Below are 15,743 nucleotides of genomic sequence, written 5' to 3'. Positions count from 1 at the left end.
GGGGTCGGCCCTCGACTGCGTTTATGGGCAGATCCCCTAGTAACTTTGTGTATCGAGAACAGCGTGTGTCGGAGCAAGGCCACCCGGGCCGAAGTAGCCCGCCGCCGTACTGGAAGGAATGATCCGTGACTACAGGACCGCAAGACGGCGGCTCCAGCAACCGCGACGGCGAGAGCCGTTCCGGAGGCGGTCGCGACGGAGGTGGCGACGCGCGTCGGACCGATCGTGGCAGTGACCGCGGCGGCTTCCGTGGCGGAAACCGCGACAGCGGCGGCGACCGTGGTGGCTTCCGTGGCGGCGACCGTGACCGTGGTGGCTCCCAGGGCGGCGGCGCCCGTGGTGGGTTCCGTGGCGGCGACCGTCCGGGTTACCAGGGTGGTGGCGACCGTCGGCCCAGTGGCGACCGTCCGGGCTACCAGGGTGGCGGGGATCGTGGCGGCTTCCGCGGCGACGACCGTGGCCGGGCCGGCGGCGATCGTGGGGGCTACCAGGGCGGCGGCGACCGCGGTGGCTTCCGTGGCGGCGACCGTCCGGGTTACCAGGGCGGTGGCGACCGTCGTCCCAGTGGCGACCGTCCGGGCTACCAGGGTGGCGGCGACCGCGGCGGGTTCCGTGGCGGAGACCGCGACCGTGGTGGCTATCAGGGTGGCGGCGACCGTGACCGTGGCGGTTACCAGGGTGGCGGCGACCGTCGGCCCAGTGGCGACCGTCCGGGCTATCAGGGTGGCGGGGACCGTCGGCCGAGCGGTGACCGTCCGGGCTACCAGGGTGGCGGCGACCGCGGCGGGTTCCGTGGTGGAGACCGTCCCGGTTACCAAGGTGGCGGGGACCGTCGTCCGAGCGGTGACCGTCCGGGCTACCAGGGTGGCGGCGACCGCGGCGGGTTCCGTGGTGGAGACCGTCCCGGTTACCAAGGTGGCGGGGACCGTCGGCCCAGTGGCGACCGTCCGGGCTACCAGGGTGGCGGCGACCGCGGTGGTGCTCGTGAGGGCTACCAGGGTGGCTCTGGCGGCTTCCGTGGTGGAGACCGTGACCGCGGTGGCTATCAGGGTGGCGGGGACCGTCGTCCGAGTGGCGACCGTCCGGGTTACCAGGGTGGCGGGGACCGTCGTCCGAGTGGCGACCGTCCGGGTTACCAGGGTGGCGGGGACCGTCGTCCGAGTGGCGACCGTCCGGGTTACCAGGGCGGCGGGGACCGTCGTCCGAGTGGCGACCGTCCGGGCTACCAGGGTGGCGGCGACCGCGGTGGGTTCCGTGGGGGAGACCGCGACCGTGGTGGCTACCAGGGTGGCGGCGACCGTGACCGCGGCGGCTTCCGGGGCGACCAGGACCGGCGTCCGCAGGATGAGCAGGAGATGGTCGGTCAGCCCGGGTTCGAGGCTCCGGAGATCCCCGAGGACATCGCCGCGACCGACCTCGACGAGGAGGTGCGCGCCGAGCTGGTGAGCCTGGCCCGGGACGTCGCCGACAAGGTCGCCCGGCACCTGGTGGCGGCCGGCCAGATCATCGACGAGGACTCCGAGCTGGCGCTGCGGCACGCGATCGCGGCACGGCGGCTGGCCTCGCGCATCGCTGTGGTGCGGGAAGCGGTCGGCCTGGCGGGCTACGCGGCCGGCGACTGGACGACGGCGATCGCCGAACTGCGGACCTACCACCGGATGACCGGGCGGCAGACGCACCTGGCCGAACTGGCCGACTGTGAGCGGGCGCTGGGCCGGCCGGAGCGGGCGATCGACCTGTTCCGTGGCGCGGACATCGCCAAGCTGGAGAAGGCCGGCGCGATCGAGCTGCTGATCGTGGCGGCCGGCGCCCGGGGCGATCTGGGCCAGCACGACGCGGCGGTGGCGATGCTGCAGGTACGCGAGCTGACCGGCGACGAGGACGCCGAGTGGGCCGCGCGACTGCGGTACGCGTACGCCGATGCGCTGTTGGCGGCGGGCCGCCGCGATGAGGCGCGGGAGTGGTTCGCCCGGGCTGCCGCGGCTGACGAGGAGCAGGTCACCGACGCGGCCGAGCGGCTGCTCGAGCTCGACGGCGTCACCATCGAGGGTGACGACGCCGACGAGGACGAGGACGAGCCGACCGAGGCGACCGCCTCTGACCTCGACCGCCCGGCAGGCGACGACGCCGAGGCCGACCTCGATGACGACGAAGACGACGAAGACGACGACCTCGAAGACGAGGACGAGGACGACGACCTCGATGAGGACGACGACCTCGAAGACGAGGACGACGTTGAGGACGACGAGGACGAGTCGGTCGACGTCGCGGAGACCGACGTGAACACGGACGGGCTCGACGGCGGCGTGGACGAGGAGAAGGGCGCGCCGGTGGTCACCGGTGCGGCCACCGACTCGGTGGAGAAGCCGGCCGCGAAGACGGAGACGGACGAGTCCGCCGGCCAGGCTGACGACGAGGAGAAGCCGAAGGCATGAGTGATCACCTCGCCAGCTCGTACGACCTGGTCATCTTTGACCTTGACGGGGTCGTCTTCCTGATCGACAAGCCGATCACGGGCGCTGCCGAGGCGGTCGAACGGCTGCGTGCGGACGCGACGCCGATCGCGTACGCGACGAACAACGCGTCACGGCGGGCCGCCGACGTGGCCGCGCTGTTGAATGGCATGGGTGTCAGCGCGGAACCGGCCGAGGTCCTCACCTCGGCCGGGGCCTCCGCGGCGCTGCTCGCCGAACGGCTGCCGGCCGGTGCGCCGGTGCTGGTGGTGGGCGCGGAGGCGCTACGCGCCGAGGTCCGCGACGCGGGCCTCACGCCGGTCGACTCCCTGGAGGACGAGCCGGTCGCGGTGGTCCAGGGGTACGGCCCGGAGGTCGGCTGGAAGATCCTGGCCGAGGCAGCGCTGGCGGTGCGGGCCGGGGCGACCTGGTTCGCGACCAACACCGACCGGACCCTGCCCAGCCCGCGCGGCCCGCTGCCGGGCAACGGCTCGCTGGTCGCGGTGTTGCGGACGGCCCTCGACCGGGAACCGGACGTGGTGGTCGGCAAGCCACAGCCCGGCCTGTTCCGGACGGCGGCGACGCTGTTCAAGTCGCAGCGCCCGCTGTCGATCGGTGACCGGCTGGACACCGACATCCAGGGTGCGGTCACCGCGGAGATGGACAGCCTGCTCGTGCTGACCGGAGTCAGCGGGCCCGCCGATCTGCTGGCGGCGCCGGAGGACCGGCGGCCCACCTACGTGGCCGCCGACCTGTCGGGGCTGTTCCGCCCGGCCGACGACGCCCGGCTGCCCGGACCCGGCGGTGAGTCCGGCGGCTGGCGGGTCACCCGTGACGGCGACCGCGCGGCTCTCGACGGTTCCGGTGACCCGGTCGTCGCGCTGCGCCTGCTCTGTGCGGTCACCTGGGACGGCGTGCCGGTGTCGGCGATCACCGCCACCTCGCCCGAGGCGGAGGAACTGCTGCGCTCCTGGGGAGTGCTGGACAGTTAGCGGTTCGGCTTAGCCCTCGTACCACCGGCTGGCCCTGGTTGTTGTCTCCCCCTGGGAAGACATCAACCAGGGTCAGCCGCATTTCCACACCACCGCCCCACCGGCCGTAGCCGTGTCATCCGCACGCTACGCGGTGCTCGCGCTACGGCCGGGCGCTGAAGCCCGCGCCCAGCTGTAGTCCAGGCGTGTCTCGGGGTGCGCGGAGCGTCTGGGCTACGGCTGGGCGGGGGCGTCGGTCGGCTGGCACGGGACTGGTGGTGCGGTTGGAGGGCGGCTTACGGCGTACCGGAGAAGGGGTTGTGGAAACGCGGGCCTGGGGGTCAGCGATGGATTCGGGTTATGTCGGCCATGAGGTGGGTTGCGCTCTGTGCGGCCTCGTCGACGGATGCGGGAGCGGCAGGGCGTAGGACGGGCCGATAGCGGCGGCGGGGCGGCGGGGGCGCGTCCGGGTCGATGTGCAGGAAGGCGTCGACGACGGCTACCACCGGGGTGCTCATCCAGTCGAAGTTGGGCACGGCCACCTGTTCGGCGCGCTCGTGCACGTTCGCGGTGGTCACCGTGTCGTCGAAGCGTGGGAGGCCGGGACGGCTGGGGTTCATGGTCCCTCCCTGATCGGGGGGCCGGCACGGCCGCCGGCCGATGAGTTCCCACCCTCATCGTGGCACCGTTCGTAGTGGAAAAGGTAAGCCTTCCTCCTTTTGCCCATGAGGGTCAAAGGGGTCTTCTCGCGGTCGATCATGAGTGAGTTCTCTGGCTCTGCCGCGTGGGGCCTGGCACGCCGAGACTTCGTCAGGCCCGGCATCGGATCTTGGGCCGGCTGTCCGGCGGCAAGGACGCGGCGGTGTCAGCTGGGGCGAAGATCGGCCAGATGGTCAGCCTGGTGCGGGTCGGCCAGGTGCGGCGGCTGAAGACGTCGGTGAGCGAGATCGTCAACGTGATCATCGCGTCGCTGGCCGAGCAGGCCAACCCGCTCGCTCTCGGCGCCACGATCGAGGCGGTCTCAACATCACGATCGAGGCGCCTCAACGCCATCACCTAAGCGGCTTCAGCGCCACGATAGGCGGCCCCGGCCGGTGAACCGGGCAGGGTGTTCGCGGTCGTGAGCGGCGAGGTGAAAGAACTCGCCCGGGAGACGGCGACGTCAGTGGAACGGGTGAATCAGGTGATCACCGCGAGCATGGCGGAGACCGGCGACGTGGCGCACTCCCGGGCCTCCACCATCCGGGGTGGTCGGCGACGTCCACGAATGGCAGCACCGCAGTGCGTCCTCAATGGAGGAACAAGCGGCCGTGCCGGCTGGGGTGACACCCAGCTGTCGGCGGCGACCGTGTCGGCCGACCAAGTACGGGCCGGGCTGCGAACGCGGTCGGTGGATGCCAGAGGCTGATCTTCTCGGCGGAAGCCGACTCGTTGAACCGGACGGCCGGTGAAGCCCGTATCCCCGGGCATAGACGGGTGCGGTGGGTTTCTAGAGGAGTTTGCGGAGCTTGAGCAGGTCGAACGGGTTCGCCTTGATGGAGATCTGCCGGGCGGTGATCGCGCGCGTCACATCGAGCTCGCCGGCCACCAGAGCCAGCAGATGTTCGCTCGTGGTGACCAGGGCGATCTTTGCTTTCGGGTCGTCGCCGTCGGTGATGTCGACCAGTCGGCCGCCGGTGATCCGGCCGTGGAAGGCGGCGCCGAGGTCGGTCACCCGGCAGGCGAGAGTGCGGTCGAGGTCGAGCCGGCCCCGTGCGTCGGCGTCGGCGTCGAGCCGCGCGGCCAGGTCGTACAGCGCCTGGCGGCAGTCGTCCACGGTGGCCATGTCGGCATCCTCCCTCACGACACCAGCACGGTACCTCAGGAGATTCCCGGAGGTGCCCGGTAGCGTGGCACCCGACGCGGCGAGAGGAGGCTCGACATGCCGGACGCATGGCGTGCATATCTGGACCTGGCACTCGGCTTGACGGAGGCCCCCCGGAAAAAGGCTCAGCAGGTCGCGGGGGAACTGCTCCACCGAGGCGGGGCCACGGCGGTGCAGGTGCAGGGCCTCGTGGAGGACCTGCTGTCGGCGGGCATCGCGAACCGCGAGGCGCTGACGAACATCGTCCGGTACGAGGTCGATCGAGCCCTCGGGCGGGTCGGCCTGGCCACCGCCGACGAGGTGTCGGACCTGACCTCGCGAGTGCACGATCTTGAACGGCGGCTGCGGGAGGCGCAAGCCCGGGCCGGTGCGGCCGGCGCCGTGGGCGGGGCACGACTGGAGAAGCCGGCGCCGGTTCCGGGGGCGGTGACGCGCGGTCGCTCGGGTCGCTCGACTCCGTCAGCTTCCTCTGGGTCGCCGGTCTCGCCGGTTTCGCCGCCTGCGCCGGTCTCGCCGGCCAAGAAGGCGGTGGCGAAGAAAGCGATCGCGAAGAAGGCGGTCAAGGCCAAGCCGAACGCGATGCCGGCGGCGGGGATCGAACCGGCCGGGGTGCCGGGGAACGCCGCGGCTGCTTCGGCTCCCGCGATCGAACCGGAGGCTTCGGTGGCGCCGGTGAAGCAGGCCCCGGCGAAGCGGTCACCGGTGAAGCGAGCGCCGGCCAGGAGCGCGTCGGCTAAACGTGCGCCGGTAGAGGACGTCACAACCGAGAGCGCAGCGGCTGACAGCGCGGTGGCCAAGAGCGCGCCGGCTAAACGGGCGCCGGCGAAGAGCGCGCCGGCCAAGCGCGCGCCGCGGAAGGCTGCGGCCGGGCCGGCGGCCGAGGTCGCCGAGTTGCCAGGAGCTGTCGCCCCGGTGTTCGTCGAACCGGCGGCGGCCGACCCGGTGGCTGCTGAACCAGTGGTGATCAGCGCTGGTGGTACCCCGGCGACGGCCACATCCCCGGAAGGCGCGCCCGCGTCTGATCCGGCCGTGGCCGGCGCGGCTGCGGGTGGCGCTGCTAGCAGCGGCGCGGCTGCGGGTGACGCGCCTGGCGGCGCTGAGGCAGCGGGCGACGCGGCTGCGGCTGGCGGCGGTGCGGCCGCGGGTGGCGAAGCGGGTGGCGGCGAGGCTGCGGGTGGGCCGGTCAATGCGGCCGGGGCCAAGCGGACAGCCGGTAAGCGGGCCCCGTCGAAACAGGCTTCCAGCAGGCGGACGCCGGTGAAACAGGCTCTCGCCGAGCAGGCTTCCGCTGGGCGGACCGTGGCGAAGCAGGCTACGCCCCAGCGGAGCAAACCGGCCACGAGCGGGGATCCGCAGACCGGGACGCGGAAGAGCACGGCCCGCAAGGCCGCGCCGCGGAAGGCGGCCGGTACCGGGGCGCCGGCGGCCAAGGCAACGAAGGCCACGAAGGTGGCACAGGTGCCCGCGCAGCCGAACCCGGCGGCGGAGACCGTCACCCGGACCGAGAGCTCGGAGGCGTGAGGCCGTGACCTATCCCAACTCCGCGCAGGCGGATGCCCCGCGTCCGGGCCCGCCGCCTGGCGGGTTCCGGCCGACGCCGCCGCCCGCTGGGCCACGTCCGCAGCCGGGCGCGCTGTCCGGACCCGGGACTCCGGGGTACGGGTTCGGAGTGAGGCCGGGAGGTTCGCCGGCGACTCCAGGTGGGCATGGTTCGCAGCCCGGTTCCTCAGGTACTCCCGGCTCCCCGGACGCAGCCGATCCCTCCGAGGGCGCTCGGCGTTCGGAGTCCGCCGGTTCGGCGGAGTCGGCTGGCTCAGGGGAGTCGGCCGGTTCGGCGGAGGGGCACGGTTCCGGGGAGTCCGCTGGTTCGGTGGGGGCTGCTGGGTTCCCGCGGGCGACCGGGCCATCGGGTGTGGCCGGCACCGCGGGAGCGGACCGTCACCCGGGCGCCGGTGGAAATGGGGAGGACACCGGGCACCCCGCAGTCGACGCGGTGTTACGGTCGCTCGCCAACGCCGCGCGGCTGGCCCCGGCCGAGCAGATCGCCGAGTTCGAGGCCGCGCACCAGGTGCTCCAGGAAACCCTGGCCAGCATCGACCGCTGAGCGGTCAGCCGCCCCGGGTGATGGTGTACAGCATCACCCGTACCGATAAAGGATCTTGATGGCCCGCCGTGCGCGTCTCGACGCCGAGCTCGTCCGTCGTAAACTTGCCCGCTCCCGGCCACAGGCCGCCGCGCTCGTCGCGGCCGGCCGGGTGCGGGTGCGCGGCACCGTCGCGCAGAAGGTGGCGGCCATGGTCGACCCGGCCGACCCGATCGTGGTCAGCGGGGAGGATCCGCAGATCGAGTACGTGTCGCGGGGTGGCCACAAGCTGGCCGGCGCCCTGGCGGCGTTCGGGGCGGGCGGCCTGACCGTGACCGGCCGTCGCTGCCTGGACGCGGGCGCCTCCACCGGCGGGTTCACCGATGTGCTGCTGCGCGCCGGGGCCCGGCAGGTGGTGGCGGTGGACGTCGGGTACGGGCAGTTGGCCTGGCCGATCCGCACCGACGAGCGGGTGGTGGTGCAGGAGCGCACCAACGTGCGGTCGATCACCGCCGAGTCGATCGGTGGCGTCGTCGACCTGACCGTGGCGGATCTGTCGTTCATCTCGCTGCGGCTGGTGCTGCCCGCGCTGGCCGGGTGCACCGCGCCGGACGGCGATCTGGCGCTGATGGTGAAGCCGCAGTTCGAGGTCGGCAAGGAGCGGGTCGGCGCGGGCGGCGTGGTGCGGGACTGGCGGCTGCGCGCCGAGGCGGTTCTGGACGTGGCGGCGGTGGCCGCCGAGCTCGGTCTGGGGGTGGCGGATGTGACGGCCAGCCCGCTGCCGGGCCCGAGTGGCAATGTGGAGTTCTTCGTGTGGTTCCGGCGGGACGCGCCACCGGCGGACCCGGCGCGGGTCGAGGCCGTGGTGGAGGCCGGCCCGGCCGGCGAGATGGCCGATCCGGGCGGCGAGACGGCCGGCGTGAGCGGTGTGATGGCGGGTGAGCCGGCGCCGGCCGGCGCCGAAGAAGCTCTCTTGGAGGAGAAATGACGCGCTCGGCCCTGCTGGTGACGCACACCGGGCGCCGGCAGAGTACGCAGCACGCCCGAGCGGTGGCGCTGGACCTGATCGCCGCGGGCTTCGAGGTGCGGGTGATCGCCGAGGAGGTCGCCGACCTGGAACTGCCGGACGAGGTGAAGCCGGTCGACGGCCCGGAGGCGGCCGAGGGTGTCGAGATCGTGATGGCGCTCGGCGGTGACGGCACGTTCCTGCGGGCGGCGGAGCTGGCCCGCCCGTCGAAGACGCCGCTGCTCGGCATCAACCTGGGCAAGGTGGGCTTCCTCGCCGAGGCCGAGATCGATCACATCGACGAGGCGGTCGCCGAGGTGGTGGCCGGTGACTACTCGGTGGACGAGCGGCTCACCCTGGACGTGCGAGCCGAGTACGAGGGCCGCCTGATCGCCGAGTCCTGGGCGCTCAACGAGGTGACCGTGGAGAAGGGGCAGCGGGCGCAGATGCTCGAACTGCTCGTGGACGTGGACGGGCGGCCGTTGTCCCGGTACGGCTGCGACGGTGTGGTGTGCGCCACCCCGACCGGGTCGACGGCGTACGCGTTCTCGGCCGGCGGGCCGGTGGTCTGGCCCGAGGTGGAGGCGCTGGTGCTGGTTCCGATCAGCGCGCACGCGCTGTTCAGCAGGCCGATCGTGACGGCGCCGACGTCGACGTTCGTGCTGACCGTCGACCCGTACACGTCATTTGCGGTGTTGTGCTGTGACGGACGACGCACTTGGGACCTGCCGCCGGGCTCGAAGGTGACGGTCGAAAGGGGTCAGTTGCCGGTGCGGCTGGTGCGCCTGGCGCCGCGGCCGTTCACTGACACGCTGGTCGCGAAGTTCGAACTGCCGGTCGTCGGCTGGCGAGGGAATCGACGCTGATCAGGCCATCACAGTTGGGCAATTGTCGGTGGGTCCCGATACTGTCTGGCTGTGCTGGAGGAACTGCGCATCACCGGGCTCGGCGTCATCGACGACACCACGCTGCGCCTCACGTCGGGAATGAATGTGATCACCGGCGAGACCGGCGCTGGTAAGACCATGGTGGTGACCGGCCTGGGGTTGCTGTTCGGCGGCCGGGCCGACGCCGGGCGGGTTCGGGCCGACCCGGGCCGGGCCGTGGTCGAGGGCCGGCTGAAACTGCGCGGCACCCTGGGCGACGCGGTGCGGACCCGGATCACCGACGCCGGCGGTGAGGCCGATGACGACGGGTCGATCCTGCTCAGCCGCACGGTGACGGCCGAGGGCCGCTCGCGGGCGCACGTCGGCGGCCGGAGCATGCCGGTGTCGACGCTGAGCGAGTTGGGTGAGCAGATCCTGGCGGTGCACGGCCAGTCCGATCAGCTGCGTCTGCTACGCCCGTCGGAGCAGCGGTCCGCGCTCGACCGGTTCGCCGGCCCGGGGCACGAGAAACTGATCGACTCCTATCGTGAGGCGTTCGGCAGGTGGCGTGCGGTGGTCGACGACCTGGCCGACCGCCGGCGCAACGCACGGCAGCGCTCGCAGGAGGCCGACCTGCTCAAGCTCGGCCTCGACGAGATCACCCGGGTCGATCCGCAGCCCGGCGAGGACGATGATCTGCGCAACGAGGTGCAGCGGCTGGAGCACGCCGAGGGTCTGCGTGTCGCGGCGGCTCTCGCGGCGCAGGCGCTGGCCGGTGGGGTGGAGCTCGCCGACGACACTCCCGACGCGACACAGCTGCTCGGGCTGGCCCGGCGGACCCTGGAGGGCCAGGCCGGGGTGGACCCCTCGCTGGGCGACCTGGCCGCGCGGATCGAGGAGGCGGCCACCCTGGTCGGCGACGTCTCCTCGGAGCTGTCGGCCTATCTGGGGTCGCTCGACGCGGACCCGGCCCGGCTGGAGGCGATCTATGAGCGGCGGGCCGCGCTGCGGGCACTGACCCGGAAGTACGCGGACGACGTCGACGGTGTGATCCTCTGGGCGGAGAACGCCCGCACCAAGCTGAACCTGCTGGACAGCTCCGACGAGCTGCTGGACGAGCTCGACAAGGAGCGGCAGCGGCTGGAGGCGACGGTCGCCGAGCTGGCCGGGCGGCTGACCGCGGCCCGGCGGGAGGCGGCCGGCCGGTTCTCCGAGGCGGTCAGCGTGGAGCTGGCGGGACTGGCGATGCCACACGCGCGGGTCGAGGTGGCGGTGCTGACCCGGGCGCCGTCGCGGGACGAGCCGGCCGTGACGGTCGACGGCGAGACTCTCGCCGCCGGGCCGGACGGGGCCGACGAGGTGGAGCTGCGGCTGCACGCGCACCCGGGCGCGCCGTCGCTGCCGCTGCAGAAAGGCGCCTCCGGCGGTGAGCTGTCCCGGGTGATGCTGGCCATCGAGGTGGTGTTCGCCGGTGCGGGTGGCCCGCCGACCCTGGTGTTCGACGAGGTCGACTCGGGTGTGGGCGGCACTGCCGCGGTGGAGATCGGGCGGCGGCTGGCGCGGCTGGCGCGTACCCATCAGGTGTTGGTCGTGACGCACCTGCCGCAGGTCGCGGCGTTCGCCGATCGCCATCTGGTCGTCGCGAAGGACACCGGTGGGGCGATCACCACGAGTGGTGTCCGAATCGTCGAGGAGACCGAGCGGGCTCGGGAATTGTCCCGGATGCTCGCGGGTCTGCCCGATTCCGACTTGGGGATCGCGCATGCCGAGGAGCTACTCTCCGTGGCGGCGCGGGAGAAACGCGCCTGAGAAAGGTGAGCTGGCGCATGTCGCGGGGGACTCGGGTGCGGGGGCGTGTCAGGATGGCCAGGATGCGACTTCCCATTCCCACCCTCCGCCGGAGCAGGGCCACCGAGCCCGGCCCGGTCTCCGGCGTGGCCCGGTTGGACCGGCGGACCAAGCGCCTGACCGGCCGGCTGCGGCCCGGTGAGATCGCGGTGATCGATCACGTCGACCTGGACCGGGTCGCCGCCGACTCGCTGGTCGCGTCCGGCGTCATGGCCGTGCTCAACGCCAAGCCGTCGATCTCCGGCCGCTATCCGAACCTCGGTCCCGAGGTGCTGATCCAGGGTGGCGTGATCCTCGTCGACGACCTCGGCGAGGATGTGTTCGCGGGCCTGAGCGAGGGCAAGGTCGTCAGCATCGAGGGCGACACCGTGCTGCTCGACGGCAAGGCGGTCGCCACCGGGGTCCGGCAGGACGCGGAGACCGTCGCCAAGTCGATGGCCGACGCCCGCGAGGGCCTGTCGGTGCAGCTCGAGGCGTTCGCGGCGAACACCATGGATTATCTGAAGCAGGAGCGCGATCTGCTGCTCGACGGTGTCGGCGTGCCTGACGTGGAGACCCGCATCGCCGGCCGGCACGTGCTGATCGTGGTGCGCGGTTACGACTACAAGGAGGACCTGGAGGTTCTCCGGCCATACATCCGTGAGTACAAGCCGGTGCTGATCGGGGTGGACGGCGGCGCCGACGCGCTGGTCGAGAACGGCTACAGCCCCGACCTGATCATCGGGGACATGGACTCGGTCACCGACGACGTGCTGCGCTGCGGCGCCGAGATCGTCGTCCACGCGTACCCGGACGGTCGCGCCCCCGGCCTGAAGCGGGTCGAGAACCTGGGCGTCGACGCGCTGACCTTCCCGGCCGCGGCGACCAGTGAGGACCTGGCCATGCTTCTCGCCGACGAGCGGGGCGCGTCGCTGATCGTGGCCGTCGGCACCCACGCCAACCTGGTCGAGTTCCTCGACAAGGGCCGGGGCGGCATGGCGTCGACGTTCCTCACCAGGCTCAAGGTCGGCGGCAAGCTGGTCGACGCGAAAGGTGTGAGCCGGCTCTACCGGCAGAGCATCTCCGGCTCGGCGGTGCTGCTGCTGGTGCTGTCCGCGGTGGCCGCGATGGCCTCGGCGGTGGCGGTCTCCACCGTGGGGAAGGCATACCTCACCGTCGTGTCCGAGTGGTGGGACAATCTTCTCTTCCAGCTCGGCAATCTTTTCTGAGGGCGTCGTGATCAACTTCCGGTACCACGTGGTGTCGCTCACCGCGGTCTTCCTCGCGCTGGCGATCGGCCTGGTGGCCGGCACCGCCGCGCTCAACGGCCCGGTCTCCGAGAACCTCCAGAACAAGCTGGAGGAGCTCAACAAGGACAACAACGTCCGCCGCGAGCAGGTCACCCAGCTCAACGAGGCGGTCAACCGCAACCAGGACTTCGCCACCCAGATCGCGCCGATGCTGCTCAGTGGCAAGCTGGCGGGCCGCAAACTGGCCGTGGTGGTGCTGCCCGGCAACGAGGAGCCGGCCGAGGCCGTGGCGAAGATGCTGACCGTGGCCGGCGCGACGATCACCGCACGGGTGGAGGTCGAGGAGAAGTTCTTCGACGCCAGCTTCGTCAACGAGCTGCTCTATCTGGCCGACGAGTCGGTGCAGGACAGCATTCCGGCGGCCGGCCTGCCCCGCAACAGCGACGGCATCGAGACGGCCAGCGCGTTGCTCGCGCTGACCCTGCTGCAGGGGCCGACCACGCCTACCCCCGGCGATGTGACCGCGGTGCTGGCCGCTTTCGCCCAGCCCGGTTACGTCACCGTTCAGGAGGGCGCGACCGGTGGCGCCGAGGCGATCGTGCTGGTGGCCGGCACTCCGGCGACCGACAAGACGGCCGAGCGCAAGAGCGCGGCCGCCGTCACGGTGGCCACCGAGTTCCGCAGGAACCAGCCACTGATCGTGGTCGGCGATGTCGCGGGTGACGGAAACCTGGTCGCCAGCATCCGCAACGACCCGAGCCTGGCCAAGGACATCTCCACGGTGGACAACCTGAGCACCGTGCAGGGCCAGGTCGTGACCGCGCTGGTCACGGCCGACCGGCTGGTGACGAACCGGGTCGGGCAGTACGGCACGTCCGCGGGCGCCACCGCCATCGTGCCGTCGGCCGCGCCCTGACCTCGCCCGTCTAGACTCTGCGGCCATGTCCTACCTCCGTTCGTCCGTCGTCGGCGCGCTGGCCGCCCGGGCCGCGCTCGCCTGGGTGCGGCGCGACCCGAAGGCCGTTCACCTGCAGCGGACCAACTTCCACGGGCGCACCGTGACGCTCGCCGGCGGCCCGGCTCTCGCCGCCGGCGCCACGTTCGGCGCTGCCTCCGGAGCGCCGAACGGCCGTCTGGCCGCCGCCGCGGTGGCCGCCGGTGCGGTCAGCGGCGCGGTCGGCTTCTATGACGACGTGGTCGGCAACCGGCCGGAGCAGAAAGCGGCCAAGGGTTTCGCCGGTCATCTGGGCGCGCTGCGCGAGGGCCGGGTCACCAGCGGCCTCGTCAAGATCGCCGGGGTGGGCGCGGCCGGTCTGGTGGCGTCCGCGCTGATCGGCAGCGGGCGGCGGTCCCGCTTCGGCCGAGGCGCCGACGTGCTGCTCGGCGCCGGCGTGATCGCCGGCGCCGCGAACCTGCTCAACCTGCTCGATCTGCGGCCGGGGCGGGCGCTCAAGGCGGGCGCGGTCCTCGGCGCGCCGCTCGCGGTGGGGCGGAACGCCTCGATGGCCGCGGGGACGCTCGGCGCCGGGGCGGCGCTGCTGCCCGACGACCTGAACGAGGAGATCATGCTCGGCGACGCCGGGGCGAACGCGCTCGGGGCGCTGCTCGGGGTGGCGTTCGTGGCCCGCGCCGGGACGGCCGGGCGGGCGTCCGCGCTGGCGGCGTTGGCCGCGCTGACGGCGGCCAGTGAGAAGGTCAGCTTCACCAAGGTCATCCAGGACACCCCGTGGTTGCGGCGCCTCGACGAACTCGGCCGCCGGCCACCTCAGGCGTGACGATCCCCGGCGAGAACGGCGCGCCGCCCTCTTCCGGTCATCCCTCCAAAAGCCGAGGCCAAGGCCTGCGTGGTACGGCCGGCCGGCTCGCCGGCGCCGCCGCCCTGATCTCGATCCTGACGGTCGTGGCCCGGCTCGCCGGGTTCGGCCGCACGACGGTGTTCTTCTACATGGTTGGCGACGACGGCCTGGCCAGCCTCTATCTGGCCGCCAACCTGGTCCCGAACATCGTGTTCGAACTGGTCGCCGGCGGCGCCCTGGCCAGCCTGGTGGTGCCGCTGCTGGCCGGTGCGGTGGCCGCGGGCGACGCCGAGCGCGTCGGCCGGGTCACCTCGGCGCTGCTGACCTGGGTGCTGGCGCTGATGATTCCGCTCGCCGTGGTGGTGTTCCTCGCGGCCGGCCCGATCACCGGGCTGCTCAGCGACGTGCCGCCGGAGCATCAGGAGGTCGCCGCCCGGATGCTGCGGGTCTTCGCGCCGCAACTGCCGCTCTACGGCGTCGGGATCGTGCTGACCGGCGTGCTCCAGGCCCATCACCGGTTCGCCTGGCCGGTGGTCGCGCCGCTGCTGTCCAGCGTGACCGTGATGACGGCATACCTGGCCTACGCGGCGGTCGACGGGGCCCGGACCGGGTTCGCCGGCTTGAGCCGTGCCGGGGAGCTGACGCTGTCGGGCGGCACCACCCTCGGCGTGGTGGTGCTCAGCCTGTGCCTGCTGATCCCGGTCGCGCGTCTGCGCCTGCGGATCCGGCCGACGTGGAGATTCCCCGGGGACGAGGGCCGGCTGGCGGTCCGCCTGGGCTGGGCGGGCGCGGTGACGGTGGGCGCGCAGCAGGTGGTGGCCGCCCTGATCGTCATTCTCGCGGCCCGGCAGATGGCTGCCTACACCGGCGCCCAGACCGTCTTCCTGCTGCCGTGGGCGGTGCTCGCGGTGCCGCTGGCGACCGCCGTCTACCCGCGGCTCGCGGCCTCGGCTTCGGCCGGTGACGAGACGGGGTACGCCTCCGCGCTCGCCGGCACGGCCCGGTCGGTCGTGCTGCTCGCCGGGCTCGGCACCGCCGCACTGGCCGGGCTGGCGATCCCGCTGACCCTCCTGATGAACGTGCGTGGCGCGGCCGCCGGTGTCGTCGGGTTCGCGCCCGGGCTGATCGGCTACGCGTTGTTCGCGCTGTTGTCGCGGGCGCTGTACGCGCGAGGCGCCACGGCGGCGGCCGCGGCCGCCTCGGCCGTGGGATGGCTCACCGCCGGTGTCGCCGTGACGGTCGTCACGACCGTCGCCGGGGACGGCCGGGTGGTGTTCGGGCTCGGCCTGGCCAACGCGATCGGCATGTCGGTGACCGGCCTGCTGCTGGTCCTGGCGGTGCGCCGGCACGCGGGCCCGGTGGCCCTCGCCGGCCTGGGCCGGGCGCTGCTGGCCGCGGTGGCGGCGGCGGTCGTGGCCGGGGCGGCCGGGTGGGGTGTGGTGGCGGGTGTGGGGTCGGCGTTCTGGCCCACCCCGGGCGTGCTCGGCAGCCTCGTTGCGGGCATGCTGGGCGGTGTCGTGGTCGCCGTGGTGTTCATCGGGGTGGCCTTCGTGCTGGACCGGCGGGACCTCGGCCCGCTGGTCGCCACGCTGCGGAGACGACTCGGCAGGTGAGCGCCCGTCGGGTG

14 protein-coding genes and 2 pseudogenes are annotated in these 15,743 nt (G+C 72.7%); 14 read left to right on the top strand and 2 right to left on the bottom strand.

Annotated elements, in window-relative coordinates; all coding sequences use genetic code 11:
- The first annotated feature begins 225 nt into the window (after positions 1 to 225).
- From QLQ12_RS38380 to QLQ12_RS38370, 3 genes are read left to right on the top strand one after another with little or no spacing between them, the layout of a single operon-like run.
- Positions 226 to 1,446: a hypothetical protein gene (locus QLQ12_RS38380; RefSeq protein ID WP_282765856.1), complete on the top strand. Its 1,221-nt coding sequence runs from the start codon at positions 226 to 228 to the stop codon at positions 1,444 to 1,446.
- Complete coding sequence (locus tag QLQ12_RS38375) at positions 1,356 to 2,435, top strand: Replicase polyprotein 1ab (RefSeq protein ID WP_282765855.1); 1,080 nt, start codon at positions 1,356 to 1,358, stop codon at positions 2,433 to 2,435. The genes QLQ12_RS38380 and QLQ12_RS38375 overlap by 91 nt, the downstream gene beginning before the upstream one ends.
- Positions 2,432 to 3,445: an HAD-IIA family hydrolase gene (locus QLQ12_RS38370; protein ID WP_282765854.1), complete on the top strand. Its 1,014-nt coding sequence runs from the start codon at positions 2,432 to 2,434 to the stop codon at positions 3,443 to 3,445. The genes QLQ12_RS38375 and QLQ12_RS38370 overlap by 4 nt, the downstream gene beginning before the upstream one ends.
- A gap of 320 nt (positions 3,446 to 3,765) precedes the next feature.
- Here the strand turns inward: QLQ12_RS38370 and QLQ12_RS38365 are convergent, their stop codons facing one another.
- Positions 3,766 to 4,044 (bottom strand): hypothetical protein, encoded by a 279-nt coding sequence (locus QLQ12_RS38365; RefSeq protein WP_282765853.1) that lies wholly within the window; start codon positions 4,042 to 4,044, stop codon positions 3,766 to 3,768.
- A gap of 242 nt (positions 4,045 to 4,286) precedes the next feature.
- Between QLQ12_RS38365 and QLQ12_RS38360 the strand changes: the two genes are divergently transcribed.
- Together QLQ12_RS38360 and QLQ12_RS46935 are read left to right on the top strand one after the other, a co-directional pair.
- Positions 4,287 to 4,484, top strand: coding sequence for a hypothetical protein (locus QLQ12_RS38360; RefSeq protein ID WP_282765852.1), 198 nt, complete (start codon positions 4,287 to 4,289; stop codon positions 4,482 to 4,484).
- Positions 4,485 to 4,517: 33 nt separating this feature from the next.
- Positions 4,518 to 4,832: pseudogene (locus QLQ12_RS46935) on the top strand (methyl-accepting chemotaxis protein); the annotation flags it as partial.
- Between the two features lie 81 nt (positions 4,833 to 4,913).
- On the opposite strand, the gene QLQ12_RS38355 reads toward QLQ12_RS46935, so the two are convergent.
- On the bottom strand, positions 4,914 to 5,249 hold the full coding sequence (locus QLQ12_RS38355) for an alkyl sulfatase C-terminal domain-containing protein (RefSeq protein ID WP_282765851.1): 336 nt from the start codon (positions 5,247 to 5,249) through the stop codon (positions 4,914 to 4,916).
- 96 nt (positions 5,250 to 5,345) lie between these two features.
- Here QLQ12_RS38355 and QLQ12_RS47230 point away from each other — a divergent pair.
- The 9 genes and pseudogenes from QLQ12_RS47230 to murJ form a co-directional block, all read left to right on the top strand.
- Positions 5,346 to 6,017, top strand: a pseudogene (locus QLQ12_RS47230) (phasin family protein); the annotation flags it as partial.
- 1,141 nt (positions 6,018 to 7,158) lie between these two features.
- Positions 7,159 to 7,392, top strand: a complete 234-nt coding sequence (locus QLQ12_RS38345; protein ID WP_282765849.1) for a hypothetical protein — start codon at positions 7,159 to 7,161, stop codon at positions 7,390 to 7,392.
- A gap of 58 nt (positions 7,393 to 7,450) precedes the next feature.
- Entirely contained in the window at positions 7,451 to 8,359 is a 909-nt protein-coding gene (locus tag QLQ12_RS38340; RefSeq protein WP_282765848.1) for a TlyA family RNA methyltransferase, read from the top strand.
- On the top strand, positions 8,356 to 9,243 hold the full coding sequence (locus QLQ12_RS38335) for an NAD kinase (protein ID WP_282765847.1): 888 nt from the start codon (positions 8,356 to 8,358) through the stop codon (positions 9,241 to 9,243). The genes QLQ12_RS38340 and QLQ12_RS38335 overlap by 4 nt, the downstream gene beginning before the upstream one ends.
- Positions 9,244 to 9,294: 51 nt before the next feature.
- Positions 9,295 to 11,052: a DNA repair protein RecN gene (gene recN / locus QLQ12_RS38330; RefSeq protein WP_282765846.1), complete on the top strand. Its 1,758-nt coding sequence runs from the start codon at positions 9,295 to 9,297 to the stop codon at positions 11,050 to 11,052.
- Between the two features lie 53 nt (positions 11,053 to 11,105).
- Positions 11,106 to 12,299, top strand: coding sequence for a putative cytokinetic ring protein SteA (gene steA / locus QLQ12_RS38325; protein WP_282765845.1), 1,194 nt, complete (start codon positions 11,106 to 11,108; stop codon positions 12,297 to 12,299).
- A gap of 7 nt (positions 12,300 to 12,306) precedes the next feature.
- On the top strand, positions 12,307 to 13,236 hold the full coding sequence (locus tag QLQ12_RS38320; protein WP_282765843.1) for a copper transporter: 930 nt from the start codon (positions 12,307 to 12,309) through the stop codon (positions 13,234 to 13,236).
- Positions 13,237 to 13,261: 25 nt separating this feature from the next.
- On the top strand, positions 13,262 to 14,095 hold the full coding sequence (locus QLQ12_RS38315; protein WP_282765842.1) for a hypothetical protein: 834 nt from the start codon (positions 13,262 to 13,264) through the stop codon (positions 14,093 to 14,095).
- A 65-nt stretch (positions 14,096 to 14,160) separates the two neighbouring features.
- Positions 14,161 to 15,729 carry a murein biosynthesis integral membrane protein MurJ gene (murJ, locus tag QLQ12_RS38310; protein WP_407651681.1) on the top strand — a complete coding sequence of 523 codons (1,569 nt, stop codon included), beginning with the start codon at positions 14,161 to 14,163 and terminating at the stop codon, positions 15,727 to 15,729.
- Positions 15,730 to 15,743 lie beyond the last annotated feature (14 nt).

Source organism: Actinoplanes sandaracinus (assembly GCF_030009775.1).
GTDB lineage: Bacteria > Actinomycetota > Actinomycetes > Mycobacteriales > Micromonosporaceae > Actinoplanes > Actinoplanes sandaracinus.
This window is presented reverse-complemented; position numbering and strand designations above follow the sequence as displayed.